The organism is Paenibacillus sp. FSL W8-0919 (assembly GCF_038003785.1).
Lineage (GTDB): Bacteria > Bacillota > Bacilli > Paenibacillales > Paenibacillaceae > Paenibacillus_AQ > Paenibacillus_AQ lactis.
In genome coordinates, this window is sequence record NZ_JBBOPV010000001.1 from 5,675,685 (window position 1) to 5,702,300 (window position 26,616).

The following is a 26,616-nucleotide window of genomic DNA, read 5'->3' on the forward strand; positions in this document are numbered from 1 at the left end:
TCATTCTACGGCCGATACACGCCCGATACCATATTTCTTCTTTACTAACTTTTCCCATTGGAATAGTAGTCATAAAGAAGTAAAACCTTCAATCATTCGTGGTTCTCCCCCGAAGCATGCTTTGCTCTTCTCTCAGCCGTGCTGTTTGACAAGATTGCATCCGAATGTTAGCTCGCTGCGTGTCTAAAAAATTGGACGCTGTTTAACCCGAAGAATCCCTATACAGCAGTACATGAGATGAGTTCAGCGTAATCACGAAGGTTTTCTGAAAATTTTCGTGAATCGTTAATATAAACGCAGAAAAATTGCTAAAGTTCCGGTCGTTTTTACATCTTTATCCATAGTTATTACAAAATTGATACCTTAGTCTTATAAAAAAACGGCTGAGAACCGCATTCCATCAAGGTTTGTAAATATTATCCATATCTACAAAATAAGAATAGAGTCCCGTACCGGGTTGGTTTTTATTCTATAGTTTTACAACTCAGGTTCAAGTGGTAATCCTATCCTATTTTTCCGGGATGCTGTTTCGAAATCCGCTTTTTATGGTATATGTATTAGTTACAAATTCTTAATTATCGCCGCCGCAACAAAGAAAGGATCCATTCCCGGTCGCCGCATGTCCATGGAACTGATCCTCCAATATAAAGATATATATTGCCTGTGCATCCATTAATTTTACAAAGCAAAAAAAGGATGTATCCTCAAAAAGCTGGATATCTCCGCTGCTTTACCGCATGATTGGCCAGAAGGGCAACCGGCACAATGATGATTGCTCCGGCCAGCACCGAGGTCAGCAGAAACGACCAGCCGCTTCCGGCCTTCATGACGACCAGCGGGGCAACGCTTGCCGAAGGATGGGCCGTACGGTCGGGAGCGGGGCGGCGGCCTATGAAGCAGAGGCCCTCTCTCCTAGAAAGCTAAGCGATTTCCTATGAAGCAGGAGAGAAGCAGTGAGCATCTGCTCATGGACCTTTCGGGCCAATGACGTCCTTTTCATCCCGAAAATGGACCTAAAAAAAAAGCCCACGCCGGCAAGATTGTCATCTTGAGCGCGAGGGCTTACGAGCCTTTACCTTTATTCTTTATCTGCGATTCTCCGATATGTCGCCTCATCCGAAACGATATAGAGCCGTGCATCCCCGGGAATCGGCTGTCCCAGCTTGCGGTTGATTCCCAGATCGCTCCGGTCGGCGATCAGCGTTGCGCCCTGACGGAGCAAATCCTGGAAAGCATCGCCATAGGTCTTCCAGACGCTGCTCACCGGAATCTCGTAAATGTCATCGCCAAACGAGCGGCTCAGCAGCTGCATCAGTACATCCGAGTTGCCTTCCTGCAGCGCGGCGCGGACCGCTAACCGGGAAACGGCATCGTGCGACAGCACAAATTCATTCACATCAATATGACGAAAATTCTGAACATTCTGCTCCTGCACGATCTCAACCGTCGTATGCACTTTGGGCGCAAGCCGCTCGATGCTCGAGGCGATGAGAAGCGACTTCCCATCGATCAGCGAAGCCTCGTCAATCCGCGAATCGGCAAAGATGATCGCCGCTTTCGCCTCATGGATATTGGCTCTGGATAACGTATCATCTGCAGCCGGGTCCCCGCTAACAAAATGCACCTGCTCGAGATGCTCAACCGGATGACGTCCGGATTCGTCGATAACGACGATGCCCGGTGCCGAATCATAGGACAATATTTCATCGATGGCGGACTGTGCCTTTTTGCTCCAATTGATAATGATGACATGATCTTTGCCGCGATAATTCAATCTGCCCGCTCCTCTCTGTCGCTGCATGCTGCCGAAAGCTTCTACGATCTTCCCGATCACCAGGCTGAGGAGCCCGATGCCGAAAATATACAAAAATATCGTCAGCACCTTACCCGGTACGGTGACGGCATAATAATCGCCATAACCTACCGTTGCCATCGTGGTCAGCACCCAGTACAGCGCGTTGAACCACGTTTTATAGGTATCCGGCTCCAGCAAATAGGCGGCGGTTGCGCTCAATGCGACAAACAGCACCACGATGCAGGTGATGGTGGTTTTGCGCAGACGCATCATTTTTAAAGACCATTTTAGGATAAAATGCACCCACTACTGCTCCTCTCCCGCATTTGCTGTACGAAGCTTTAGATGATCAGGCTGCTTACAGCAAAAGCCGTGCCGATAAACACCATCGCAAGCAAAATGCCGATGGCCATATTCCCCTTCTGCAAATGCTCGGAAATATTCAGGCCCGGCGTTACGAGCTCAAACACCCAATAGACGACGATCAGGCACACATACCCGACGGCAAACCACAGCATCATGTGCCAGATCGATGAATTCGTATAGGCGGAGACGCCCAAGATGATCGCCGTTCCCATAAACTTGCCGCCGAAGGCCAGCCCTACGGCCGCGTTCCCCTTCTTCAGCTCTTCCATGTCGTTAAACCGGGTCATCCAGCTGAATACTAGCATCCCCAGCAATTGAAGCAGAATCATGCACACCACGCTAACTGCGATATTGATAACAACCGTCACTCCGCCCACCCCCGAAATTTTGCATAGGCCAAGTCGTAATCGGCGAAGTCATGTACTTCCTCCAATACAACATCAACCGTCTTCTCTTTTTCCATTGCTGTATAACGCTTCTCGTCGATCGGCTGCTTGATCCGGTTCCCCGTCGGCAGCTCGATTACGGCAAAGCGTCTTGTTTCGTTTTTATGCGTCGTTGCGTACACGCCCACCAGCTCCACATCCGTTTTGACGATGACTTTGAGGTTGGTCAGATCTGCCTGGGCCGATTTCTCATCCTTGTAGGATTTGATCGTCTGCCAAGAGGATAAGCGGATATTATTCCGCTGGTTCTCGTCGGTCGTCAGCTCGGCGTCCATAAACTGCAGCGTCCAGATCTTGTCCCCGGTCGCATAGTTGCCGTCGTTGGGCAGCAGCTCATTATCCGGCAGCACGGTCATATCCCCGCCGATCAGATCACCCACGGTGCCCTCGACAATCCGGTAATCCCAAGGCACTCTTGCCGTAGAAATGGATTCCTCCCCCGAGCTCCCGGTATGAAACACCGTCTGGCTGCTGGAGCACGCGCTCAGCACGAATAAAAGCATCAGGCTTGCCGCCAGCCATCCGTATGCGGCAAGCGAGAATCTGCGTTTCCTGCGAGGCGCAGCTTGGTGCTCCTTTCCTTCATTCCATTCCATTTACTTCACTCCTATTGCGATAAAATGGCTCGTATTTCCCGTAATCAGACCGCCCGCCCGTCCCAGCAGCCCGCAAGGCGTGCCATTCAGGATGAACAAGCCTGTTAATAGATGAAACTCGCCCTCCGCTGTGCGGATTCGGGCCAGCTCGGCTCGCTGCTGATAGACCGTCGGGAACATTACACTGGTGTCGTAACCGTCCTGATCCTCTACCTCCAGCTCCCCCGAGTTATCGTACAGCTTTACCGAGCCGCCTTCCCTGCCGAACATCGACTTGGAGACGAAATTGCCGGAGAATACCGGCTTGTTATAGGTCGGAAGCATGTATTTCTCAATGGCCTCCCGTTCCTCCGGACCGAACAGCAGTCCCAGCTCGAACATGCCCCAGATCGCGGCCATCAGACCTTTGGACTGCATCAGAATGCTGTGCGGCGGATTAAACAGCGCAAGGTTTCCGGTCTCAATCGCGTAGGCCAGTGCGTCACCGCCCTCATCGACGGACATCCACTCCTTTGGATACAAGGCAAACATCCTGCGGATTTCCCGGTTGTCGCCGTCCTTCAAAACGCCTTCGTCCACCCACAGATCCAGGCAATCCACCAATCGGACGTCCAATCCGCTGTGCCGGACCAAAGCCTCAATCGTACCGGAATCCTCCAGGTGCTCGCCATAGCCGATGCAGGCTGCCGTATCCGGCCGCTCCACGCCCCAAGCCTCTGCAACCAGTCCAGCCATCCGGTCATTCACGGATCGGATGCCTGCTTGACGGCATAGCCAAGGGGTGGCAATGGAGGCCTCCACATAGCCGGTAGGCGTGTCGGCATTCAGCTCGAGCAGCTTGATCGCACCGTCATGCGAAACCGCAAAATCGAATCGGGCATAGCGGCTGATTAGCCCTTCTTCCGGTATGGGGCATCGATCGAGCATTTCCCATAGAATTTCCGGGATGCCGATCAGATGGTAAATATGATGATTGCCGTGAATATAGCGAACGGTCTTGTCCACGATCCGCCACAGCATGGAGGCCGCAGCCTCGAGCTCATTGTAAACGTCTTCGTTCATCGTCACGATCTGGTCGATCCAGTACGGCTCCTCTTCCAGATCGGCCCACGTGAACCCGAGCTCGGCAAGCTGCTTCACTCGCTCGCTCCGGTTATGGGCCTGCTGTCCTGCGACTTCAAACACGCCCGAATCGGTCATCCGCCGAACCCGCCCGATCTTGAGCTGGATTTCGAGCTGGACGACGAGCTGAAGCCGCTGGACTTGCCTCCGATTCCTCCGGATTTGGAAGAGGTCGAGCGCCGAACGATCGTCCCGGAAGACGAGGTCGAGGTCTTAGGACGTACGTTGGAGTTGACCACCGGCTTGTTCTGAAAGGCGCCGCTTGTGTACGTGCGTGGCTTGTATGGCTTGCCGGTGTTGGCATAATAGCCGCGGTGATTATCGTACCAGCCTCTGGATGAGTAATAGGACCCGTTGTTAAACAGCATATGGTAGAGCAGCAGATCGTCCCAGCCGAAGCCGGCATTGTATCCGCTGTAGTTATTGATGACCGTCGTGCCGCCGGAGCCCGACCCCGTCGAGCCTTCCTCGGCTTTCTGGAAATCCTCCTCTTCCGGGAACGGGATGTTCCAGTCGGTATGCTTATCGAAATATTTCTTCACTTCCTCGGTCGACCATGAGACCAGCTTCGGCTCATCGGCCGAAGATACGGCTTCCGAGGCCAGTTCGTTCGGGTTGCCGGCTGCAGTGGCTCCTGATACCAGAAACGCATTGGCGAGCAGCGCGATGCCGAGCGAGCTCGACAGGACGCGAATCGGCTTGCCTTCCGGCGTCAGCCATTTGGATGCCGGCGATTCCTGTTTGTCTTTTTCATTACTCAACATGATTGCTCCTTTCGGACAAAGATTCACACATTCCGCATCGGAACGAGCAGCAGCTCCAATTTTCCGGAATCTACATTCAGCCTGCCTTCAATCGTCTCATATTCCTGGCCGCCCGCTACGATATAATTCACGTGTTCGAGCGCCGTCACCATGTTCATCGTCCATGTCCGCTCCTCAATCTGCCGGAGCTCTCCGTCCGGCTTCTTCTCGAACAGAATGACATTCATGCCGTTATCCAACATAATCTCCCTCCTTCAAAGCTTGGTGAATATTGATACGTGACATATCTCCGATCGTTTCATGATTCCTCTCGATCCATGATCAATCGCCGTTTTCCTAAGAAAGACACAAACCATATAATAACACCCCTACTGATTTTTGACACCTGTGAATTTGGATTAAACTTCGAAAAATTTTCCCGGCGGTAAGCACAAAAGCGACCGCTCCATCTGCTCCGGTGCCCACGAAAAAAAGCGCGGCAATCCTTGTAGGATCGCCTGCGCTTCTTCCCCCACCAGCCATGGGTGAAACAATTTTTTTATGGAATCAGCTTTCGAATCTCGTCCAGGTTGTCGGCAAAGCCGATAAACACCCGGCCGTTGATCACGATCGTCGGTACAATTGATTTTCCGGTCAGCTCCCGTACTTCCTCGGCGTAAGCCGGATTTTCCTCACAGTTGTATTCCGTATACGGGACGTTCCGTTCCTTCAAATAACGTTTGGCAAAATTGCAGTCGCTGCACGTTGGTATCGTATATATTTTTACCGCTTCGGACATATCGATCACTCCTTGATTTATTGGATTTCTACCACAAACGCAGTCGTAAAGACCTCGTTCTTATGCTGAAATTGTCCCCAGATTTTGTAGATGCCGCTATTCGGAAAGATTGTAGCGAACTCCGCCTTGGGTCCGGTTCCGTCTTCATCCACCGGATGCACGTGAATGTATTCCTCCGCATCGGCCGACAAAATAACGACATGGCCGATTGCCCCCAGGTACGGCTCCAAATTATCGATGCCTTGCTTGGTTGCCGCATCCTGAAATTCGAAGGCGAGCACAGCCTCTTCATTCGAAAGCGTGTTGCTGAGCGATAGCTCGACCCGCTTGCCGTCCACTTGCTGCACGAGGTTTGTCGGCTTGATCGGTGCATGCGCCTGTTCCTCTCCTGCGACCGTTACCCACTCGCTAAGTGTTGCCCCATGAGCGCCCTGGGGAACGAAATCCGCGAACAGCTTATACTTCCCGCCTGCCGGAAATGTTGTGTTCACGGTAAAGACGCCGTTCTCCAGATAATCGGGATGAATGTGCTCAAAGTACGACAGATCGTGGTTGACGATGATCAGATGCATCAGCTTCTCATGATTAACATCGAATTGCTGCACCGGCTGCCCATCCTTGTTGGTAATCTTGATAGTCAGCTCCGTGTCGCTGCCTGCGTTCAGCGCATTGAATTGGAAGGCCGCCTTGTAGTCATCCGACGAAACTCCATGCCCTGCCCCATGCTCTGCATGTGCTCCATGTCCTGTATGTGCTCCATGTGATGCGTTTGCCGTATGCGTTCCATGAGCCTCTTGTGTTCCATGATTTCCACGCGCCTCGTGCGGCTCTTGCACATCTTGTATGCCATGTGCTGAAGCTTCTTCGGCTTCATGCGCTCCATGCTCGCCTTGCCCGTCAAGCTGCGCCTCACGGCCGGCCTTATCCTGCGGGGATCGTTGGTTTCCGGAACTTGAGTCTCCCCCTTTCGGATCATCACATCCCGTGAAGAAACCGAAAGCCAGCAGGGTTGTTAATGTTAGAAAAGCCATTTTCTTACTCATCCGCGATCACTCCAATCCTGTAGGTGTCCACTTGCATGAATGTTTCTTTGCTTGTAATTAGTATACCCCCCTATCCTATATTTAATCAAGGGTAACGTTCATTTGGTGAGCAAAAAATTGAAAATCGACGCAAAATAACACCATGCCGTCGGCATGGTGCCACTCCAACTTTATTATTTATATTCCCGTTTGAAAATCCATTTATTCCTGGATGACCCGCTCCCTTAATCCGCTCATCGCATAGATTTTGTCCATATCCAGATGGCTTCGCACGATGCCCGCTACCCGGTCGAATTCCTCTAGCTTGCGGCTGCGCGCGTTGAAGGTTTCCCCGATCGGGGCCAGCCCTTTCTTCAGCCGGATGCCGTTCAGCCATGCCCTGCGCAGCTCGTCATTGTCAAACAGGCCATGCAAATAACTGCCCCATACCGAACCGTCCGCAGTGCCCAGTCCCTCCGAGTGACCTTCCATCGGATAAGAATCGGCGTTCCCATCGGGGCCGGGTCCCATGATGAACAGCGGTGCATACGCTCCATCCTCGCTTGACCCGCTCCATTCACTGATCCCCATATGAATCTCGTACGCTTCAATGGGCGTATCGGCAGCGGGAACCGGAGTGCCCAGTGCTAAGGGATGCCCCTGCGCCAGCTTTCCCCGGACCCGAACGGTTCTCTTCTCTTTTCTGAAGATCGTCGTCAGCGGCAGCAGCCCGAGCCCCTCCGCTTCACGTGCGCCTCCTTCCACCGCATCCGGGTCGGATAGACGCTTGCCCATCATCTGGTAGCCGCCGCAAATGCCGACAATCTGTACATTTCTCTCCCGCGCCCGGTCCATAATGCACTGTGCCAAGCCTTGCTCCCTCAAAAATTCCAGATCGCCGATCGTATCCTTCGAGCCCGGCAGGATGATGACATCCGGCTCGCCCAAATCATCCGCCGAGCTTACAAAGCGGACTTGGACGTCCTGTTCGCCGGCCAATGCATCCGCATCGGTAAAATTCGAGATCCGCGGATACCGGATGACCGCGATATCGAGCTCTTTCCGGGGTCCTGAGCGAAGCGCAAGCTTCTCCAGCACGACGGAATCCTCCGCCTCAATGCGCATGTCCGGAATGTAGGGCAGAACCCCGAGCACCGGAATGCCTGTGCGCTCTTCGAGCCAATCGAGGCCAGGCTTAAGCAAGGCAACATCCCCTCGGAACTTGTTGATGATGAAGCCCTTCACCCGCGCAGCCTCATGGGGCTCCAGCAGCTCGAGCGTACCGACGATAGAGGCAAACACGCCCCCGCGGTCGATGTCCGCAACGAGGATTACCGGGGCGTCGGCCCAGCCCGCTAAATTCATATTGACGATGTCCCGGTCCTTCAGGTTGATCTCTGCCGGACTCCCAGCTCCCTCCATCACGACAATGTCATGCTGCCGGCGCAGTCGTTCAAGTGCCTCGAGCACAATGTCCTTTGCTTTCGGCAGGAACCGATTCCTATAATCCATCGCGCTCATCTGCATTTCAGGCACGCCATGAATGACGATTTGGGACGTCATGTCCTTCACCGGCTTGATCAAAATCGGATTCATATCGGTCGTGGCAGCGATGCCGCAGGCTTCAGCCTGAACGCCCTGTGCCCGCCCAATCTCTTTTCCGTCTGGCGTTACGTACGAATTAAGCGCCATGTTTTGCGATTTGTATGGAGCCGGCCGGTAGCCGTCCTGGAGAAAAATGCGGCACAATGCCGTCGTGACAATGCTTTTCCCGACATCCGAGGCCGTTCCCTGCAGCATAAGCACGGCTCCCCGCTCTTCACGCCCCTTCAAGGGCGTACCCGCTGCTTCCGTTATGTATTTGAGATCGCCGCTCTCATGCTGTGTCTCGGGATGATCGTAGTCACGGCGAGTCTTGTCCTCGAACGGTCGAGGTCCTCCCACATCGCTTTGCTTCATCTGCGTCACTCTTTTCCTTTATTAAACTTAGGTTAGGACCATTATAACAAAACAGCGTTTAGGATCGCTCCATCTTTCGCGTCTGAAGAAACGATAGGTTCGTCCGTCTGACCGTTCTTTTTATGGGATAAATTTTTCACAAGGAGGGATATATTCGTCCAGAATATACTTTTTAAGTTAATTTTGTATTATCTTGGATAGGTGATTAGAGTGGTTAAGGGAGGAACATAGTGAATGGTAATGCATTTCTCCAAGATTAGCAACTTCTATGTGCACGTAAAATGGTTTACGGATAGCTTCGAATGGGACCCCCTGCCTTTCTCCAGCATCGTCACCCCGTCCTTCCTGTTCTGGCTAGCGTTTACCGTCCTGATGCTCTGGCTCGCCTGCGCCGTCTCCGGGCCGATCAGCCGTGCGCGTCCGATCCTGCGAATTCATGCATGGCTGTGCCGAATGAAGCAGCACACCCAGCTCATCCTGCGAACCGGCCTTGGCATCGGGCTTCTGCTGCAGTTATTCAGCGGGTCTTACCTTGCCCCCGAATTCACCATCAAATCGATGTGGATCGTCCTTGGGCTATTCATTGCCGCCGCCTGTCTGGCCAATACGAAAACGTTAAAAGTAAGCGGTGCCATTCTGTTCTTGCTGTATATCCAAGCTTCGCTGGAATACGGGGTTTTTCACGCCTTGGATTATTTGATGTATGTGGGGATCGTTTATTGCCTGTTCGTTTATGACACGCCTTTCATGAGAACCGCTCCCGCCGTCCTCTATATATGTATGGGGTTCTCGCTGTCCTGGCTCGCTATGGAAAAGCTGACCATGCCAGCGCTTGCCTGCTCCGTCATGGGCAGCTACGGACTTCCCACCTTCGGTTTTACCCTCGAGCAATTCGTGTTGATCAGCGCCTTCGTTGAGATCGGCTTGGCATGGGCCTTTATCATGGGAATTATGAACCGCTTCACCGCACTGCTCGTCACCGGAATCTTCTTCATGACAAGCCTTGTATTCGGTCACATCGAGGTGATCGGCCATACGATCATCCACACGCTGCTGATCCTGTTCGTGATCGAGGGCACCGGAGGTTTACGCACACCTGTGGAATTCCACCGTAAGCCCATACTCAGATACCTTTTTGTAACCGTTAACTTTTGCTTGTTCCTGTTTGTTTTAATGCCGCTGTATATCTGGATGGGGAAAGCTTGGTGAGCGGGCATCAGCACACGACAAGTCACACACGCTTAAACCGGTCGGGATACGCTCAATCCGCCCTAAGCCGCACGGCAGACTTGGACTCGCTTGCTCTTACGACGGCATCCAGCACCTCCTGGTTCCGGTACCCGTCCATAAAGCCGGGCACGCCGTCTGCCGGGGTCCCTCTTAAAACGGCGGCAAAATCGGCATACTGCGTGACCTTGCAATGAGCCGGCACCTCGACGAGTGCTCTCGCCAGCTGCCCACCCTCTTCCTCACGGATCCACACGATGTGGTCGGGGTCAAGCGTTCCCGCATGAACCGTCCCCAAATCGCCGTAGATCGTTACTTCATGCTGGTTGCCCGAGCCGAATGCATTGCGCGACGTTTGGAACACGCCCATAACGTCCCCTGTCATCCGGGCCTGAAAGCTTGCGAAATCATCGACCTCAATCTTCGCCATCGCTCCCGTGACCGGATCGCGGCGTTCCGGAACGATCGTCTGCAGCTGGGCGGTCAGCTCCTCGAACTCTCCGAATAGAAAGCGCGCCATGTCGATCATATGCGAGCCGAGATCGCCCAGAGCCCCCGTCCCGGTGACGGCCTTGTTATACCTCCACATATACGGGACCTGTTGATGCGGGACGCCAAAGCCCTGGAGATATTGGTGGGAGAAATGCCGGACCGTGCCCAGTTTCCCGGAACGCACGATCTCCCGGGCATAGCGGAATGCCGGCGTATAACGATACGTAAAGCCGATCATGACCGGGACCGGATGTTTCTCGTACAATTCCAGCAAGGGCACAGCCTCCTCGAAGATCCGCGTAAACGGCTTCTCCGCCAAAAAGGGTTTTCCCGCATGAAGGCATGCACTCATGATGTCGGCATGTACGTTATTCGGCGTCACCGAGACGACCGCGTCCACATCCGGGTCTTCGATCAGTCCCTTATAATTCGCGTAGCGCTTGCCGTCTTCGATGCCGAGCTGATCGCCGACTCTCGCCATCGCGTCCCCGTTCACATCGCTGACGGCAACAAACTCATACACATTCTCTGCTTTCATCCAGCGGATATGCTCTTTCGCCATGCCGCCGAGTCCAATCAAACCGATCCGAAACTTGTTCATGTCTAACGCTCTCCTCTTGTTCTTAAAATGTAGATTGCCCCGCGCAAAACGGCGGCGGCCCTGCCTATTCGCATCTGCAGGGCCGCATTCGCCTTATACTGGCATCACTTTGCGCTGGTATACCGTTTATAAGCATCCTTGCGAATCTGGAGCAGCCGCTCCAGTCCCATTTCGTTCAGCTTATTCACATAAGCGTCCCATTCCTGATCAATGTTGCCCTCCGTAATCCATTTTGCCCGGGTTGTGCTGACATAACCGTCGATATCGGTCGTCAGCGTAGGCAGCTCCTGGAATTCCTCCGCACTGTACATGACGTTCGGGAACGGGGTGGTCACATAATCGCTGCCCAGCTTATCGATGACCAGCTTCAAGCCGTCTCCTGTCGTTTCGTCCAGGATGATATTGCGCTCAAAGCTCGGGCTGACGTACTTCGGTCCAAAATCGCGAACCGACTGCTCCCAGTACCAAGCATCCGCGCTCGTTCCCTCCGGCGGATTCATCAGCGTGTACGTACCGTCGTCGTTTTTCTTAATGACGGTGCCGAACGCGCCCCAGAAATTCTGGATGCTGGCTTCATTGGTATAGAATTGGTCTGCCCAGCGCGCCGATACTTCCGGATGCTCGTTGGAGGTCGTAATGAGCAGCTGGTTCCGCCGCAGGCTCAAGCCGCCCGGCTCTCCGCCCTGATAGCGTTTTCCGTCAGGACCGGCGATCGGTGGAATGGCGATGTATTGATCCTTCCACTTCCCGAACACGGCATCGGGTACCCACTGATTGGAGAAGCCGATCAGCGGAGCATCGGGATTCTGCTGCTTGGCCGTCAGCATGGTGTTGTCCTGGGTGAACACCTCCTGGTCGATCAGACCTTCGGCGTACAACTGATGCGCCCATTTTATCGCTTCTTTATAATTTTCCGTAATCGGATAGTACACGGGCTCCCCGTCCACCACCATCATGCTGTTGGCATTGATGTCGGTAATGCCGAACGGATTGTATAAATCCACGCTGATATCCCCGGAACCGCTGACCGGGATTTCATCGGCTTTTCCGTTCCCGTTCGGATCCTGTTCCTTGAACGCTTTGAACACCTGGTACAGCTCTTCGGTATTGTCGGGTACGTCCAATCCAAGCTTGTCAAGCCAGGTCTTGTTGATGATCGGCTGGATCGACGATTCCGGTCTGGACGGGAGCCGTGCCGGAAGGGAGTAGATCTTTCCGTCCGGGAAGGTGCTCATCTGTTTCATCTCCGGCGTCTCTTCCATCGCTGCCTTTAAATTCGGCATGTACCGGTCGATGTATTCGTCGAGCGGCCGGAAGTAGGACAGATTGTTGACGATATCGGAATCGCTGAACACAATGTCCCCGAAAATGATGTCCGGGAGCGTCCCGCTTGCCAGCATGATCGATTTCTGTTCGCCCCAGTCGTTCGAGGACATGATCTGCCAGTTGATTTTCACGTTGGTTTGCTTCTCCAGATCTTTCAGCCATTGATTCTGAAGAAACGTATCCCCCATATTCCCCCATCGAACGGTCAACACGTCCAGCGTGATCGGTTCATTCACGATCGGCAGCCCTTCTTCATTAAAAGCCGCATCCGGCTCCGCCGCCGGTTCCTTGCCGCTGCCGCTGCACCCCGCCAGATTAAACACCAGCATCAGAGCCAGCAGCATCGAAACCGCCGTCTTGACCGGAAATGCCTTAAGCTTCAAGCCCTTTACCATTCCATAATCCCCCCAAGCTTTTTGATGATAGGACATGCACTGAATCGAACATTATTGCTTTACGGCTCCGATCATCACCCCCTGGTTGAAATATTTCTGCACAAACGGGTAAATGCACATGATCGGAACCGTAGCGACAATGATGACCGCATACCGCATCAGGTTAGCCAAGCGCAGCGCGACGGCTGCGGCTTCCCCCGTTCCGAGGGCCGATTGCATCTGGTTCGTCACCAGAATGTTTCGGAGGATAAGCTGCAGCGGATACAGATTCGAATCTTTCAAATAAATCAGCGCGTTGAAGTATGAATTCCAATGGCCGACGGCCGTCCATAAGGCGATGACCGAGATTACCGCTTTCGAGAGCGGGATGACGATCTGGACAAAATACCTCAGATTCCCGCATCCGTCGATCTGGGCCGCCTCCCATAAATCCTCGGGGATGCTCGTCTTGAAGAACGTCCGCGCTACGATAATGTTGAATACCGCCACCGAGAACGGCAGCACCATGACGAGAAACGTATCGTACAGCTGGAAATCCCGGATCGTCATGAAGGTAGGGATCAGGCCGCCGTTAAAGAACATCGTGAATATAAAAAGCAGGGAAATGTACTTGCCGCCGACCAAATCCCGTCTGGACAGCGCGTAGGCTGCCGAAATGTTGACCGCCAGGCCGATCACCGTTCCCACGATGGTATACAGGATCGTATTACGGTACCCCACCCATATATTAGAATGCTTCAGCAATTCCTGATAGCCCGCCAGCGTAAAATCTTTCGGAAACAGCCACACTTGCCCGTTCGCAACGGCTGCCGGATCGCTGAATGAGGCAATGACGATAAAATAGATCGGATAGATCAGAACGATCAACAAGAGGACGGCGAAGATGTACATGGCAATCTCCAGGATGCGGTCAGAGGAACGGGTGTAGACGGCGCGCGCCCCTTTTTTCGTTTTTGCTTCCATTCCGCTCATTGAAACCCTCCTCTCTCTACCATAAGCTGTTCTCGCTGTACTTCTTGGAAATGTAGTTCACCATGATTAGGAGCACGAAATTAATGACCGTGTTAAACAGGTTGATGGCCGAGGAAAAGCTGTACTGGCTGCTCAGCATCCCGATTTTGTACACATAGGTCGCGATCACCTCGCTGGACGTGATATTGAGGTTGTTTTGCATCAGATACACCTTCTCGAAGCCGACGCCAAGCAGATTTCCGATTCGCAGGATCAATAGCGTGATCATGGTCGGCATCAGCATCGGGATATCGATGTAACGGATCTTCTGCCAACGGCTCGCGCCATCCATCGTCGCCGCCTCGTACAGGCTGGGATTGACGGCCGACAGGGCCGCGATATAAATGATGCTGTCCCAGCCCATGTGCTGCCACACGTCGGACCACACATAGACGCTGCTGAACCACCCGGCCGAGCCCATCAGATTCGGCGCCTCGGCACCGAAGAGGCGGAACAGGTTGCCGATCAAGCCCGTGCTGGGCGAGAACAGGATGAGCATCAGGCCGACCATGACCACCGTCGAAATGAAGTGCGGCATGTAGGTCACCGTCTGGAAAAACCGCTTGAACCGGTTGGGACGCATCTGGTTGACCATCAATGCGAGCATGATCGGAATCGGAAACGTAGCCACGCTGTAGAGGCTGATGACGACCGTGTTTTTGATCGTGCTCTCAAATTGATAGGAGCGGAAAAATTTCTCGAAGTATTTCAGCCCCGCCCACGGGCTGTCCATAATGCCTGCCGCAGGACTGTAATCTTTAAAGGCGATCAGGATGCCGTACATCGGCACGTAGGAAAACAACAGGACCAGCACCACCGCGGGCAGCAGCAGCAGGTACAGCCCCCAATTTTTCTTGATTCTCGAAATAAGCTGCCGGGAGTCGTTCAGTTGGCCTGCTTTCAATGGAATCCCCCTTTCTCTCCCGCCGCTTCCAAAGCGTTAGGTTGAATCGAACAGCTTCAGTATACTCCGGCGGAGCAGCGTTAACCGGACCTTGTGAAACGCTAATCGGACCTTTCTTTTACCCTTACCGAGACTTGGGGCCCCGGTTTCGGCAATGTCCTGCCGTTATCCGGACTTAAACCGGCAATATCCGGACTTTATCGCGGGAGGCCTCCAGGAACGCCATGTTTTTTTGCGTCTTTCGTTTTATAATAGCCTTACTATCCTTAAAACGCTTTCATTTCAAGGCATTCGCGAAAGGAACTGGAGAATTCCGATGGTCAAGTCGCTTTATAACAAGCCTTATCCGATTCGGCATTATGTCAAAATCATGCTCTTCATCTCGATCTTCGCCCTTGTCGTCGATCTCGTGATCAGCTTCGCATCGATCTTCATCGTCAAGCAGCAGTCCACGCGGTATTTGCAGGATACGGCGAATTTGTATATCCAGCAGATCAACCATGACTTCGCTTATATCAATCATTACATGGGATGGACGCTGGCTAACGACGAAAGCGTGAAGACGCTGGACGACAAGGATACCGAATACGTCGATTTCATTGAAGCAAGCGAACGCGTTCATAAACGATTTAACGAGCTGCAAAAAAATTACGGCCAGGGCTACAATTTCTTTTTTTATCTGAAGGAGCAGGACTTCTTCCAAAACTACGCCCCGATGTCCGTGACGTATTCGGAGTTTCTTGAGATCAAGGAGCAGATCGTTTCCTTAACCGATAGCAAAAACGTCTATGAGACCTTCTACTCCAATTGGAAGCCGATCCGCGTCCGGGATACCCACTACATCGTGAATATCGTGCCCTATCATAACCGCTACTTGATCTGCCTCATTTCCGCCGACGACCTGATCCGGCCCTTGCGCGAGCTGAACCTGGGCGAGGAAGGCTACGTTTCCTTGATCGGATCAAACGGAGAAGCTATATCGGGCCCGGCAGCGGACGATGATCCGCGTACCCGCGTCAGCGGCGCGGCCGCTTCCTTGCTGAGGTTCCCGCCCTCAACAACCACTGTGACCAAAGCGTTCTCCAATGCGTCCTTTCATGTGCAGCTGGTGATCCAATTCGGCATGTTCGAGAAAATCATGATCGCCCAGCTGCTCATCATGCTGCTGTTCGTTGTACTGACCTGCACGCTCAGCGTCGTTATGCTGTACTTCAAGAAAAAGGTGCTGAAGCCCATTCAGAATTTCTCGGAAAATCTGAGGCGCATTCATGAGGACAGCGAAAGCCTCGATTTTCGAAGCAGCGAGATCACCGAGCTGGAACAGGTCAATTCCCAGTTCAAGCATCTGATTGAACAGATCAAGAAATTCAAGATCGAAATGTACGAGCAAGAGCTGGAGAAGCAGCGGATCCAGCTGAACTATATGAAGCTGCAGATCAACCCTCATTTTTTCCTGAATTGCTTGACGAATATTTACAGTATGGCGCAGATGCAGATGCATAAGGAGATCGAGTACATGTCCTTGTCCACATCGAAATACTTCCGCTATATCTTTCAAAGCGGCGATGACTTGGTCAGGCTGGGCGACGAGATTGAGCATGTCCGCATTTATTTGGAAATTCAAAAGCATCGTTACCAGGACGCGTTCATGTACCGGATTGCCGGAATGACCGATGATTTGAGCGGGCTGAAGATCCCGCCGCTGCTGCTTCAAACCTTCATTGAAAATGCCGTCAAATATGCCGTATCCCGCACCCAGACGCTGTTAATCAGCCTTGACGTTTCTCTGCAAACGGAGGGAGAGCATCCCCGGCTCTGCATCGAAATTTCCGATACCGGGCCCGGGTTCCCGCCGGACATCCTCGAGCAGCTTCAGAACGGGCGGCCGCTTAAGCAAGCTGGCGGAAAACGCATTGGCATCATGAACACCCTGCAGCGCCTGGAGCTCCTCTACCAGCGCCGGGCCCGGACGTTTTTCGATAACCGCGAGGACGGCGGCGCCCGGATCATCCTTGAGCTGCCGCTGCTGCTTTCCGACGCAACCCTGAAAGGAGCCGAACGATGAACGTATTGCTTGTGGATGATGATGTATTTGTCGTAGCCGCCCTGCAGCAGAAGATCGATTGGAATGCGCTCTCGATTGAGGGGGTGTTTACCGCTTATAATGTCGCCCAGGCCCGGGAGATCCTGCAGCAGCATGCCGTGCAGATCCTCATCTGCGATATCGAAATGCCGCAGGGCAGCGGCCTTGAGCTGTTAGCCTGGATCCGGGAGGAGCGGTACGCCGTGCAGACCATCTTCCTGACCAATTACGCGGACTTCAACTACGCGCAGAAAGCGATCGAGCTGCAGAGCTTCGATTATTTCCTGAAGCCGATCGAGTTCGATAAGCTCACCTTGATCATCTCCAAGGCGATATACAAAGCAAAGGAGCAGCAAAGCTATCAGGAGGCGCTGAAGGAAGGACAGCTGTGGAAAAAAAATCAGCGTAAGCTGCAGGAGCAATTCTGGCGCAAATGGATACACGAGAAAAGGCCTTCGGTGGACGCCGCCGCCATCGCGGAATCAGCCGCCGAGCATGATGTGTCTTATCTCACGTCCGATCTGTTTACTCCGGTCCACCTGACCATTTTCCCGTACGATCGGAGCCTCGGGAAGGAAGACAAGGATCTGTTCGACTACGCGCTGCTCAATGTGCTTAGCGAGCTGCTGGATGATCCTCGCTTCTCGGTGGAGACGATCCAGGAGTTTAGGGATTATAACTGGATCCTTGTGCTGAAATGGAGCCAGGCTTCGGATCCTGCGGCGATCGAGTCGGCGTTCCTCTCGTTCATTCAGCAAGCCAACAAATTCCTCAAGAGCGATGCCTGCTGCTGCATCGCCGATACCGCGGAGCTTGGACGCGTTCCAGGCTCCATCCGGGAGCTGCTGCAGATGAACGAGGATCTGATCAAGAAGCGCAATCAAATCATGTTCCTGGCGCATCATCCGCTGGAGGAAACCGCTTATTCTCCGCCCGATTCGGCTTCATGGGAGGCGCTCCTGCACCAGAATGACCCGGCGGCGTTTCTGAATGAGATTCGCGGTTATTTGCGGAATCTTGCCCGCCAAGGCGTCTGCAATGCCTCCGTGCTGAGGCAGTTCCGGATTGATATCGTGCAGCTGGTGTACGCCTATCTGAAGAGCCGGGAAATCCAGGCGCACAAGCTGTACAGCGGCAAGACGCATGACCAGCTGTTCCTGCAATCGCTGAACTCGATCGAGGATATGGAGAAATATATCGCGTATCTGGTGCAAACCGCGGCGGACTATCACTTTTTCGGCGATCCCTCTCCTACGGTCGTTGAGGAAATCCGGCAGTACATCCACCGCCATTACGGGGACGATCTGACACGCGCCAGCCTCGCGGAAATCGTCTATCTGAATCCGGATTACTTGGCCCGCGTATTCAAGAAGGAAACCGGCGTATCGCTCGGCACCTACATCATTCAGGTCCGCATCAAAGCGGCCCGGCAGCTGCTGGAAACGACCTCGCTCTCGGTCTATCAGATCGCGGCCAAAGTCGGGTATTCGAACTATTCTTATTTCTCGAAGCTGTTCAAGCAGGATACCGGCTGGTCGCCGAGCGACTACCGCCGGGCGGTGGCCGAGGGGCAGCGCGTGTTGGGGTGAGGGCGAAGAGCATGCTGCGCGGCAGCTCCATGTCCTATAAAAAGTATGCGGGTCATGCTTCCTTCCGTGTGTCATCACTCCGCATGCGGATTATGCCTCCTTCTGTGAGCCATTACTCCTCATGCGGATCATACCGCCTTCTGTGTGCCATCACTCCGCATGCGGATCATGCCTCCAATCTCTGTTGTCCTCTAATTTTCTGGAATGATCTTATCTGTAGTTAAAATTAGAGGACAAAGGAGAACGCTCCGCTTTTCCGGCATGATTCCGCCTGCTCCGTTGAAGCCTTTTTGCGGGATTGAAGGATGGATCAGTGACTTTATGGCAGCTCAATGTCCCTTTTCGGGACTTGCTCGCCCTTCTTGCGCTCGTTTCCGCTCGACACGTCCTTTTTTGCAGCTAGAATAAAAAGTGGACACCCCTTAGTGATAAAACGATAATGAAACAAAGCAGACGAGAGGGTGTCAAAAAAAAAATGAGTGGCAATAGACAACATTACAACGAGACATTTAAACGTGAAACCGTAAAGTATGTGCAAGAACAGTCGAAGACGGTGGAGCAGATTGCCGATGAATTGAACATTAATCCAGGCACATTACGTAACTGGCTCAAAAAGTATCGAGTATTCGAGCACGAGCCTGTCAACCATGGAGAAACCTTACGTCAGCAAACCCAACTTATCGAAGATCAGAAACGTGAAATTGATGATTTGAGAGAAGAAATTGCGATTCTAAAAAAGGCCATGCACATCTTCAGCAAAGAAAAGAACTAAGGTTCCAGTTTATCGAAGATCATCGCTCCGAGTTTCGATTGGAGAAGATGTGCGTTCTCTTTCACGTGTCTCGGAGCGGTTATTACAAATGGCGTACCTCTGAAGCTTCTGAACGGGAAAAACGTAAGGCAACGCTGGCTGAACGTGTGAAATGGCACTTCTATGACTCCGATGAAACCTACGGCAGTCCCCGAATACGAAACGAGCTGGTGAAGGAAGGATGGACGGTATCGGAACGTACGGTGGGCCTCATTATGCGCGAACATGGCCTTCGTTCATGCATGGCCCGTAAGTTCCGAGTGGTTACGACCGATTCCAAGCATGATCTCCCGATTGCCCCTAACGTGTTGGAACAAAATTTCAAAGCCACAAAGCCCAACGAAAAGTGGGTCGCTGACATCACGTACATCCCCTGCCGCCAAGGGAAACTCTACCTTGCGAGCATCCTGGATCTGTACACCAAACAAATCGTCGGTTGGAAGCTAAGCGATCGGATGACCACAGACCTTACCCTCGATGCCCTAAAGATGGCGTATGCTGCTAAGAAGCCTCCGAAGGGATTGATTCACCATTCCGACCGCGGTTCGCAATATGCCGCTAAAGAGTACCGTGAACAGTTGAAGCAATTTAACATGAAGCCCAGTATGAGCCGCAAAGGAAACTGCTACGACAACGCCTGTATTGAAGCGTTTCACAGTATCCTAAAGCGAGAATTCATTTACAGCAAACCTAAGTTTAAAACAAAAGAGGAAGCCGGGCAGAAGCTGTACCGGTACCTTGAATTTTTTTACAACCGAAAACGTTCTAACAGTACGATTGGGTATATGTCCCCGGTGCGTTTTGAGCAGTGCTATTACGAGTGCATAGCTTAGAGGTGTCTACTTTCTTGACAGAAGAGCATTTCGGGACTTGTTCGCCCTTCTTACGCTCGTTTGCGCTCCACACGTCCCTTTTCGGGACTTGCTCGCCCTTCTTGCGCTCGTTTCCGCTCCACAAGTACTTTTCCGGGACTTGTTCGCCCCTCTTACGCTCGTTTGCGCTCCACACGTCCCTTTTCGGGACTTGTTCGCCCCTCTTACGCTCGTTTGCGCTCCACACGTCCCTTTTCGGGACTTCCTCGCCCTTCTTGCGCTCGTTTCCGCTCGACACGTCCTTTTTCGGGACTTGTTCGCCCTTCTTACGCTCGTTTGCGCTCCACACGTCCCTTTTCGGGACTTGCTCGCCCTTCTTGCGCTCGTTATCGCTTCACACGTCCCTTTTCGGGACTTGTTCGCCCTTCTCAGGCTCGTTTTGCGCTCCACAAGTACTTTTCCGGGACTTGTTCGCTCCTTCCGGACTCGCCCTCGCCCTGCAGCGAGCATTCATAGCGACTTTACCGACCGATTCTCCCTAACTGAGGCCAAACGATCCGCTCAGAAGGCCTCTCATTGGAAAAAGCCAATAAAAAAACGCGGCTCCCGGCTTTTCAACCAGGACCGCGTTAAATCTATATTCCTTCTTTGAGCCAGATTTGTGAGCCGCGTTCGTTCTGTCCTAATTTCTTAAAGATCAGTTTCTGCGGCCCTCGCTCCTTATGCCTTCAAACCCACTTTAGCTGGCCATGCTTCTAATCCTTCAGCACAGCGGCATTATACGCACACCAAGCTTTAGCCAGCCACGCGTATTGCACAACTACTCCTTCACGACCATTTTCAGCGGAGCGGCGATGTTTTTCTCCACCTCTTTGCCTTGCAGCACATCCTTCGCCGCTTGAACCGCAAGCTGACCGATCAGCTCCGGCTGCTGCGCCACCGTTGCCGTCATGTTGCCGGCCTCGATCGATTTCAACGCATCCTCGTTACCGTCAAAGCCGATGACCATAATATCCTTGCCGGAGCTTTGGATCGCTTCGATTGCGCCGAGCGCCATCTCGTCGTTATGGGCGAAAATCGCTTTTGCATCCGGATTGCCCTGCAGCAGGTTTTCGGTTACGGTCAGACCTTTCGTCCGGTCGAAATCAGCCGCCTGCTTCGCAACTACGTTCAGCTGCTCATCCGCGATGTCGTGGAAGCCTTTGCCGCGCTCACGCGTTGCCGATGCTCCCGGAACGCCTTCCAGCTCAATGACTTTGGCGTCCTTGCCCAGCTGCTCCACGATAAATTCCGCAGCCATCTGTCCGCCCTTCACGTTATCGGATGCGACCAGCGCCGCTACCTCGCCTTTATCCGCAGAGCGGTCCAGCGTTACGACCGGTATGTCAAGGCTGTTCGCCGTCTGCACCACCGTGGAGATGGCGGAAGAATCCGTCGGATTGATCAGCAGCGCGTCGACCCCTTGCTGAATCAAATCGTCCACGTCGTTGCTCTGCTTGGCGGAGTCGTTCTGCGCATCCACGACAACGACCTCGATTCCCTGCTTGGCCGCTTCTTCCACGACTCCGTCCTTCAACGATACGAAGAACGGATTGTTCAACGTGGAGATCGACAGGCCGATCTTCATATCTTCAATGTTTCCACTCCGCTTCGGCTTCGCCCATTCCGGCGGCTCCAGGGAACAGCCGGTGATGAAGACCAGCATGAGCGACATGAGCAATAGCGTTATTTTTTTCATAGTTCCTCTCTCCCTTAAGCCGATTTCTTCCGGTCGAGCAGAACGGCAATCGCAATGACGACGCCCTTCACGACCATCTGATAGAAGGAATTGACACCGAGCAAATTGAGTCCGTTATTCAGGATACCGATGATCAGCACACCGATCAGGGTGCCGACGATCCGTCCCCGTCCGCCGGTCAAGCTCGTACCGCCAAGCACGACTGCGGCGATGGCATCAAGCTCGTACGATGTTCCTGCCGTCGGCTGGGCGGAGTTCAGACGGGACGTCAGAATCGCACCCGCCAGGGCGGACAGCATGCCTGCCAGGGAATAGATCATAATTTTCACTCGTGAAACCTTAATACCGGATACAAGCGAAGCTTTTTCGTTGCCGCCAATCGCATAGGTTTTGCGTCCGAACGATGTCTTATGCAAAATTACCCACAGTACAGCAAACGTGATGATCATGGTAATGGCCGGCACCGGAATGCCCAGCAAATAACCGCGGCCGAACAGCTGGAACGCCAGGCTGTCACCTAGACCCGTGATCGGATTCCCGTTGGTATAGACGAGCGTCAGCCCCCGGAAAATCGTCATGGTGGCCAAGGTTGCAATGAACGGAGCCATTTTTCCTTTCGTGATCATGAGGCCGTTAATCATCCCCATGACACCGCCGAGTGCCACCCCGATAATAATCGACAGAATCGGGTCGAAGCCCGCCACCATCATATTGGCGACAAATGCGCTGGACAGTGCCAGAATGGAGCCGACCGACAAGTCGATGCCTCCCGTCAGAATGACGAACGTCATCCCGAATGCAATCAGGGCGTTAATGGATACCTGGCGCAGCAGGTTCAGTATATTGAGCGGTTCCAAAAAACTCGGATTCAGAACCGAAACGATGACGATGAGAATGATCAGTCCGAGCAGCGGCCCGAGCTTTTGCGTGAAGCCTGAGACATTAAAGCCTTTTCCCGCCTTCGCATCATGAATGGTTGTCATATTATTGTCCTCCTGTAGCTAGAGTCATGATCTGTTCCTGCGTTGCGTTCTCTCCGCTCACTTCTCCGGAAATCCGGCCCTCGTGAACGACAAGGATTCGGTCGCTCATGCCGAGCACCTCCGGCAGCTCTGAAGAAACCATCAGAATGGCTACGCCGCGTTCGGTCAACTCATTCATCAGCTGGTATATTTCCCGCTTGGCCCCGACGTCCACTCCCCGTGTCGGCTCGTCCAGGATGAGCACGCTCGGACCAATGCCGATCCACTTGGCGATGACGACCTTCTGCTGATTGCCCCCCGACAGGTTCCGGGCCGGCGTCTCGGTCGTATGGGTCTTGATCTGTAGGCGCTTGGTCAGCGTGTCCACAAAATCCAGCTCTTTCTTCGCCGATATGAACCCCTTGGACGAGAAGCTGAACAGATTCGTCAGCGCCATATTTTCGCGGACGGAGAAGTCCAGCACTAGGCCTTCATCCTTTCGGTCCTCGGTAATAAAACCGATCCCGTGCTTAACCGCGTCATCCGGTTTGCGGATATTGACTTTCTTGCCGCGCACCCAGATCTCGCCGCTATCAAGCCGATCCAGTCCGAAAATGGCCCGCATCATTTCGGTGCGTCCTGCGCCCATCAGTCCCGACATTCCGACGATTTCGCCAGCTCTTACCGAGAAGCTTACGTTCTCGAATTTACCTTTGCTGCTGATGTTTTTCACTTCCAGCACCACATCGCCTGGAACGGGATGTCGGGCCGGATAGCGCTCGGTCAGCTCCCGTCCGACCATCTTGCGAACAACCTCGTCGAAGTTCGTATCCGGAATCGGCTTCGTATCAACGGATTTGCCGTCGCGCATGACCGTAATCCGGTCGCATATCGTAAAGATCTCTTCCATCCGGTGCGAGATATAGACGATGGAGACGCCTTCCTTCTTGAGCGAACGGATGACCTCGAACAGCTTCTCGATTTCCCGTTCCGTCAGCGCCGCCGTCGGTTCGTCCATGATAATGACTTTCGCCTTGGTCATCAGCGCTTTGGCGATCTCGATCATTTGCTGCTGGCCGACAGAGCATTCACCGGCCTCCTGGGTCAGCGGAATCGTTACGGATAATTTGCCGAACTGCTCCTTCGCAAGCGCCTTCATTTGCTTCATGTTCAAAAACCCAAGACCCGACGTCGGCTCCTTGCCGATAAACAGGTTGTCCAGCACCTTCATCTCTGGCCAGATGTTCAGCTCCTGATGAATGAAAGCGATGCCCTTCTCTTCCGCTTCCTTCGGGCTGCTGAAGTACGTCTCCTGGCCATCGATGACGATCGTGCCTTCGTCCCGGCTGTGCAGCCCGGTCAGGATGTTCATTAGTGTCGATTTACCCGCACCATTCTCTCCCATCAGGGCATGGACTTCTCCTTCCCGGAGATCAAAGTCCACGCCTGCCAGCACCCGGTTTGTCCCGAAGGACTTATGAATATTCTTCATCTCAATGTTCATGGTGCAACCTCCTTATTAACCGAAATGAACCCCCGCCTGTAAAATGCAATTCGCATACGGCTTCGCTTCACCCGTGCGGATGACCGCCTTCGCGTCTCCCATCAGCTGCTTGAACCGCTCATGCGGGCAAGCTTCAATCTCGCAATCCCGGAATGTATCATGTATATATTGCAGTGTTTCCTTATTTTCAGCCTTCATCTCTTCGGCGATCACTACCTTCTCGATGACCATGTCCTCCGCGATGGCATCCACGACCTCCTTGAAGCCCGGGGTGCCTAGACGCAAGGCCAGATCGATCTTCGGAACTCCCGGCGGCACCGGAAGCCCGACATCGCCGATAACGATACGGTCCGTATGTCCCAGATCGGCCAGCACCTTCGCAATATGGCTGTTCAGCATGCCGTTCTTCTTCATCGCAAGCTGCCCCCTTCCACTTCGCGGCGGGTCGGCATGCCGCCCTGTGCCCCGAACTTCGTTACCGACAAGGCAGCCGCCCGATTGGCAAAATCCAGGCTGTCCGAAAGGCTCATGCCTTCGGCAAGGGCCACCGCGAACGCCCCGTTAAACGTGTCGCCCGCGCCCGTCGTGTCGACCGCTTCGACCTTGTAGCCGGGAACAACAACCTCCTGCGAACCGTCGTAATAGCGTACGCCCTTCTTCCCTTCGGTCACAATCAGCTTGTTCGGATAACGCCGCAGCACCTCGCCGAGAGGCTCTTCGCCAAACAGAACCAACGCTTCGTGCTCGTTCGGCGTAATATAAGCAGCTTTCTCGATGACCGATTGCGGCACCGGCCGGGCTGGTGCTGGATTAAGGATAAGCGGTACGCCGTATTTCGCACACAAATCGCTGACATGCACGACCGTTTCCTCCGGAATTTCCTGCTGGATCAGCACGATATCCGATCCTTGAATAACCTCGGCGGCCCGGTCAACGTAGTCCGGCGTTACCAAGTCATTCGCTGCCTTCACAAAAACGATGCTGTTATCCCCTTCGGCCAAAATAATGTGAGCCGTTCCGCTCTCCATATCTGTAACCGGTTCCACATAGTCGGCAACAATACCGTTCGCTTTCAAATTGTTCAAAATGACCTGACCGAACGAATCGTCGCCTACGCGGCCGATCATGGTCACCTCGGCGCCAAGCCTTGCTGCAGCAACCGCTTGATTCGCTCCCTTTCCGCCGGGGACCGTCTTGAAACTGTCCCCGAGCACGGTTTCGCCTGCTCCCGGACGCTTGGCGGACGTTACCACCAGGTCCATGGATGCGCTTCCGATTACCGTTATTTTAGCCATTATGATTCCACCTTTCTCGTTGTCTGGCGCTCCATAAATGTGACGGAAAACTCGACGCTGCTTCGCTCCATCCGTTCTCCCTCAATCAGTCCGATCAGCAGCTTGGCCGCCTCCCGGCCCATTTCATAAGCAGGCTGATGAATGGTCGACAGCGAAGGATACAGCAGGCTGCTGAGCAAAATATCGTCAAAGCCGATGATCTGCACGTCCTCCGGCACTCTCTTTCCCAGCCGATGCGCTTCCTTTAATACGGCGGATGCCAGGATATCATTACTTGCAATGACGCCGTCCGTATCGGGATACTGCCGGAACACTTCCTGGGCAAAGCCTTCTGCGCGGGATAACGAAAAGGATGTCGTCTTCAGCACCTGAAACGATGCGCCTTGCTCCGCCAATGCTTCGGCTGCCCCCTCAAAGCGCTCCTGCGCCGGCCGCACGTTCGCCGGACCTTGCATCAAGGTGATTGCCTTGCTGCCGCGGCGCACGATTTCCCTTGCCGCAATCCGTCCGCCCTCACGTCCATCGGCATATACCGACGGCCGGTCATTGGATGTCCGGTCCAAAAATACGACCGGTATGTTCAAATCCTGATACATGTCGGCGTCAGGATCATTGGTTGAGGAAATGACCCCCACCACGTTGTTCTGGATAAAGGTCTGGATGTACTCCATTTCCTTCTTCTTGCTTTCATCGCTGTTCCCGAAAATCAACCGGTAGTCGTTCTCCTGCATCTCATCCTCGACACCGCGGGCGAGCTGCGGGAAATACGGGTTCATAATATCCGGAAGCAGCAATCCGATTAGTTTCGATTTTCGTTTATATAAAGACCTTGCCACCTCATTGGGCGTATAATTCAACTCGCGGATCGCCTGCTCCACCTTGGAGCGGGTATCCTCATGTACGTAACCGTTTCCATTTAAAACCCGTGAAACGGTAGCGACCGAAACACCAGCGTGCTTGGCCACATCTCGAATGGTCGTCATCTGCGTCATCACCTCATCCATGTAAACCGATGTGT

Annotated in this window: 25 protein-coding genes; 5 read left to right on the top strand and 20 right to left on the bottom strand. The window is 53.4% G+C overall.

Annotated elements, in window-relative coordinates; genetic code table 11:
* Nucleotides 1-704 precede the first annotated feature (704 nt).
* The 10 genes from NST44_RS25795 to NST44_RS25840 all read right to left on the bottom strand — a co-directional run bounded on the left by NST44_RS25795 (nt 705) and on the right by NST44_RS25840 (nt 8,689).
* Nucleotides 705-827, bottom strand: a complete 123-nt coding sequence (locus tag NST44_RS25795) for an HPP family protein (RefSeq protein ID WP_083832690.1) — start codon at nt 825-827, stop codon at nt 705-707.
* Between the two features lie 251 nt (nt 828-1,078).
* On the bottom strand, nt 1,079-2,098 hold the full coding sequence (locus NST44_RS25800) for a potassium channel protein (RefSeq protein WP_007133106.1): 1,020 nt from the start codon (nt 2,096-2,098) through the stop codon (nt 1,079-1,081).
* A gap of 38 nt (nt 2,099-2,136) precedes the next feature.
* On the bottom strand, nt 2,137-2,529 hold the full coding sequence (locus NST44_RS25805) for a DUF350 domain-containing protein (protein WP_007133107.1): 393 nt from the start codon (nt 2,527-2,529) through the stop codon (nt 2,137-2,139).
* On the bottom strand, nt 2,526-3,203 hold the full coding sequence (locus NST44_RS25810; RefSeq protein WP_007133108.1) for a hypothetical protein: 678 nt from the start codon (nt 3,201-3,203) through the stop codon (nt 2,526-2,528). Before NST44_RS25810 ends, NST44_RS25805 begins: the two co-directional genes overlap by 4 nt.
* Nucleotides 3,204-4,403 (bottom strand): glutathionylspermidine synthase family protein, encoded by a 1,200-nt coding sequence (locus NST44_RS25815; RefSeq protein WP_007133109.1) that lies wholly within the window; start codon nt 4,401-4,403, stop codon nt 3,204-3,206.
* Nucleotides 4,400-5,089, bottom strand: a complete 690-nt coding sequence (locus NST44_RS25820) for a hypothetical protein (protein ID WP_007133110.1) — start codon at nt 5,087-5,089, stop codon at nt 4,400-4,402. Before NST44_RS25820 ends, NST44_RS25815 begins: the two co-directional genes overlap by 4 nt.
* Nucleotides 5,090-5,112: 23 nt before the next feature.
* Nucleotides 5,113-5,331, bottom strand: a complete 219-nt coding sequence (locus NST44_RS25825) for a hypothetical protein (protein ID WP_007133111.1) — start codon at nt 5,329-5,331, stop codon at nt 5,113-5,115.
* 296 nt (nt 5,332-5,627) lie between these two features.
* Nucleotides 5,628-5,867, bottom strand: coding sequence for a glutaredoxin family protein (locus NST44_RS25830; protein ID WP_007133112.1), 240 nt, complete (start codon nt 5,865-5,867; stop codon nt 5,628-5,630).
* A gap of 17 nt (nt 5,868-5,884) precedes the next feature.
* Nucleotides 5,885-6,910: a hypothetical protein gene (locus NST44_RS25835; RefSeq protein ID WP_340901000.1), complete on the bottom strand. Its 1,026-nt coding sequence runs from the start codon at nt 6,908-6,910 to the stop codon at nt 5,885-5,887.
* 201 nt (nt 6,911-7,111) lie between these two features.
* Complete coding sequence (locus NST44_RS25840; protein WP_340901460.1) at nt 7,112-8,689, bottom strand: cobyric acid synthase; 1,578 nt, start codon at nt 8,687-8,689, stop codon at nt 7,112-7,114.
* A gap of 393 nt (nt 8,690-9,082) precedes the next feature.
* Here NST44_RS25840 and NST44_RS25845 point away from each other — a divergent pair, with 393 nt between their 5' ends.
* A complete protein-coding gene (locus tag NST44_RS25845) occupies nt 9,083-10,057 on the top strand; it encodes a hypothetical protein (RefSeq protein WP_340901002.1) in 975 nt (324 codons plus the stop codon).
* A gap of 52 nt (nt 10,058-10,109) precedes the next feature.
* On the opposite strand, the gene NST44_RS25850 is transcribed toward NST44_RS25845, so the two are convergent.
* From NST44_RS25850 to NST44_RS25865, 4 genes are all read right to left on the bottom strand, one after another.
* Nucleotides 10,110-11,168 carry a Gfo/Idh/MocA family protein gene (locus NST44_RS25850; protein ID WP_340901003.1) on the bottom strand — a complete coding sequence of 353 codons (1,059 nt, stop codon included), beginning with the start codon at nt 11,166-11,168 and terminating at the stop codon, nt 10,110-10,112.
* Nucleotides 11,169-11,272: 104 nt separating this feature from the next.
* Nucleotides 11,273-12,838 (bottom strand): extracellular solute-binding protein, encoded by a 1,566-nt coding sequence (locus tag NST44_RS25855; protein ID WP_445670731.1) that lies wholly within the window; start codon nt 12,836-12,838, stop codon nt 11,273-11,275.
* Between the two features lie 102 nt (nt 12,839-12,940).
* Complete coding sequence (locus tag NST44_RS25860) at nt 12,941-13,861, bottom strand: carbohydrate ABC transporter permease (RefSeq protein ID WP_340901005.1); 921 nt, start codon at nt 13,859-13,861, stop codon at nt 12,941-12,943.
* Nucleotides 13,862-13,877: 16 nt separating this feature from the next.
* On the bottom strand, nt 13,878-14,804 hold the full coding sequence (locus NST44_RS25865; RefSeq protein WP_007133119.1) for an ABC transporter permease: 927 nt from the start codon (nt 14,802-14,804) through the stop codon (nt 13,878-13,880).
* Nucleotides 14,805-15,120: 316 nt separating this feature from the next.
* Here NST44_RS25865 and NST44_RS25870 point away from each other — a divergent pair, with 316 nt between their 5' ends.
* The 4 genes from NST44_RS25870 (at nt 15,121) to NST44_RS25885 (ending at nt 20,120) form a co-directional block, all read left to right on the top strand.
* Complete coding sequence (locus NST44_RS25870; protein WP_251536933.1) at nt 15,121-16,869, top strand: sensor histidine kinase; 1,749 nt, start codon at nt 15,121-15,123, stop codon at nt 16,867-16,869.
* Complete coding sequence (locus NST44_RS25875; RefSeq protein WP_340901006.1) at nt 16,866-18,476, top strand: helix-turn-helix domain-containing protein; 1,611 nt, start codon at nt 16,866-16,868, stop codon at nt 18,474-18,476. Before NST44_RS25870 ends, NST44_RS25875 begins: the two co-directional genes overlap by 4 nt.
* A gap of 475 nt (nt 18,477-18,951) precedes the next feature.
* Nucleotides 18,952-19,248 carry a transposase gene (locus NST44_RS25880; protein WP_340901007.1) on the top strand — a complete coding sequence of 99 codons (297 nt, stop codon included), beginning with the start codon at nt 18,952-18,954 and terminating at the stop codon, nt 19,246-19,248.
* Nucleotides 19,249-19,259: 11 nt separating this feature from the next.
* Nucleotides 19,260-20,120, top strand: a complete 861-nt coding sequence (locus tag NST44_RS25885) for an IS3 family transposase (protein ID WP_244152709.1) — start codon at nt 19,260-19,262, stop codon at nt 20,118-20,120.
* A 799-nt stretch (nt 20,121-20,919) separates the two neighbouring features.
* On the opposite strand, the gene rbsB is transcribed toward NST44_RS25885, so the two are convergent.
* Genes rbsB through NST44_RS25915 form a run of 6 tightly spaced genes read right to left on the bottom strand, consistent with a single transcriptional unit; the run spans nt 20,920 to nt 26,581 of the window.
* Complete coding sequence (gene rbsB, locus NST44_RS25890) at nt 20,920-21,837, bottom strand: ribose ABC transporter substrate-binding protein RbsB (RefSeq protein WP_077565260.1); 918 nt, start codon at nt 21,835-21,837, stop codon at nt 20,920-20,922.
* Nucleotides 21,838-21,851: 14 nt separating this feature from the next.
* Entirely contained in the window at nt 21,852-22,820 is a 969-nt protein-coding gene (gene rbsC, locus NST44_RS25895) for a ribose ABC transporter permease RbsC (RefSeq protein WP_007129681.1), read from the bottom strand.
* A gap of 1 nt (nt 22,821) precedes the next feature.
* On the bottom strand, nt 22,822-24,303 hold the full coding sequence (locus tag NST44_RS25900; protein ID WP_340901009.1) for a sugar ABC transporter ATP-binding protein: 1,482 nt from the start codon (nt 24,301-24,303) through the stop codon (nt 22,822-22,824).
* 15 nt (nt 24,304-24,318) lie between these two features.
* A complete protein-coding gene (rbsD, locus tag NST44_RS25905; protein WP_007129679.1) occupies nt 24,319-24,717 on the bottom strand; it encodes a D-ribose pyranase in 399 nt (132 codons plus the stop codon).
* Nucleotides 24,714-25,598: a ribokinase gene (rbsK, locus tag NST44_RS25910; RefSeq protein ID WP_028405252.1), complete on the bottom strand. Its 885-nt coding sequence runs from the start codon at nt 25,596-25,598 to the stop codon at nt 24,714-24,716. Before rbsK ends, rbsD begins: the two co-directional genes overlap by 4 nt.
* Nucleotides 25,598-26,581 carry a LacI family DNA-binding transcriptional regulator gene (locus NST44_RS25915; protein ID WP_007129677.1) on the bottom strand — a complete coding sequence of 328 codons (984 nt, stop codon included), beginning with the start codon at nt 26,579-26,581 and terminating at the stop codon, nt 25,598-25,600. The genes rbsK and NST44_RS25915 overlap by 1 nt, the downstream gene beginning before the upstream one ends.
* Between the last annotated feature and the right edge of the window lie 35 nt (nt 26,582-26,616).

Excerpts from the sequence above, each read along its gene's own strand:
- NST44_RS25795 (WP_083832690.1), bottom strand. The coding sequence starts at position 827 with ATGAAGGCCGGAAGCGGCTGGTCGTTTCTGCTGACCTCGGTGCTGGCC.
- NST44_RS25810 (WP_007133108.1), bottom strand. The coding sequence starts at position 3,203 with ATGGAATGGAATGAAGGAAAGGAGCACCAAGCTGCGCCTCGCAGGAAA.
- NST44_RS25815 (WP_007133109.1), bottom strand. The coding sequence starts at position 4,403 with ATGACCGATTCGGGCGTGTTTGAAGTCGCAGGACAGCAGGCCCATAAC.
- NST44_RS25820 (WP_007133110.1), bottom strand. The coding sequence starts at position 5,089 with ATGTTGAGTAATGAAAAAGACAAACAGGAATCGCCGGCATCCAAATGG.
- NST44_RS25825 (WP_007133111.1), bottom strand. The coding sequence starts at position 5,331 with ATGTTGGATAACGGCATGAATGTCATTCTGTTCGAGAAGAAGCCGGAC.
- NST44_RS25830 (WP_007133112.1), bottom strand. The coding sequence starts at position 5,867 with ATGTCCGAAGCGGTAAAAATATATACGATACCAACGTGCAGCGACTGC.
- NST44_RS25835 (WP_340901000.1), bottom strand. The coding sequence starts at position 6,910 with ATGAGTAAGAAAATGGCTTTTCTAACATTAACAACCCTGCTGGCTTTC.
- NST44_RS25840 (WP_340901460.1), bottom strand. The coding sequence starts at position 8,689 with ATGCTGCAGGGAACGGCCTCGGATGTCGGGAAAAGCATTGTCACGACG.
- NST44_RS25845 (WP_340901002.1), top strand. The coding sequence starts at position 9,083 with ATGGTAATGCATTTCTCCAAGATTAGCAACTTCTATGTGCACGTAAAA.
- NST44_RS25850 (WP_340901003.1), bottom strand. The coding sequence starts at position 11,168 with ATGAACAAGTTTCGGATCGGTTTGATTGGACTCGGCGGCATGGCGAAA.
- NST44_RS25855 (WP_445670731.1), bottom strand. The coding sequence starts at position 12,838 with ATGCTGCTGGCTCTGATGCTGGTGTTTAATCTGGCGGGGTGCAGCGGC.
- NST44_RS25860 (WP_340901005.1), bottom strand. The coding sequence starts at position 13,861 with ATGAGCGGAATGGAAGCAAAAACGAAAAAAGGGGCGCGCGCCGTCTAC.
- NST44_RS25870 (WP_251536933.1), top strand. The coding sequence starts at position 15,121 with ATGGTCAAGTCGCTTTATAACAAGCCTTATCCGATTCGGCATTATGTC.
- NST44_RS25875 (WP_340901006.1), top strand. The coding sequence starts at position 16,866 with ATGAACGTATTGCTTGTGGATGATGATGTATTTGTCGTAGCCGCCCTG.
- NST44_RS25880 (WP_340901007.1), top strand. The coding sequence starts at position 18,952 with ATGAGTGGCAATAGACAACATTACAACGAGACATTTAAACGTGAAACC.
- rbsB (WP_077565260.1), bottom strand. The coding sequence starts at position 21,837 with ATGAAAAAAATAACGCTATTGCTCATGTCGCTCATGCTGGTCTTCATC.
- rbsC (WP_007129681.1), bottom strand. The coding sequence starts at position 22,820 with ATGACAACCATTCATGATGCGAAGGCGGGAAAAGGCTTTAATGTCTCA.
- NST44_RS25900 (WP_340901009.1), bottom strand. The coding sequence starts at position 24,303 with ATGAACATTGAGATGAAGAATATTCATAAGTCCTTCGGGACAAACCGG.
- rbsD (WP_007129679.1), bottom strand. The coding sequence starts at position 24,717 with ATGAAGAAGAACGGCATGCTGAACAGCCATATTGCGAAGGTGCTGGCC.
- rbsK (WP_028405252.1), bottom strand. The coding sequence starts at position 25,598 with ATGGCTAAAATAACGGTAATCGGAAGCGCATCCATGGACCTGGTGGTA.
- NST44_RS25915 (WP_007129677.1), bottom strand. The coding sequence starts at position 26,581 with ATGACGACCATTCGAGATGTGGCCAAGCACGCTGGTGTTTCGGTCGCT.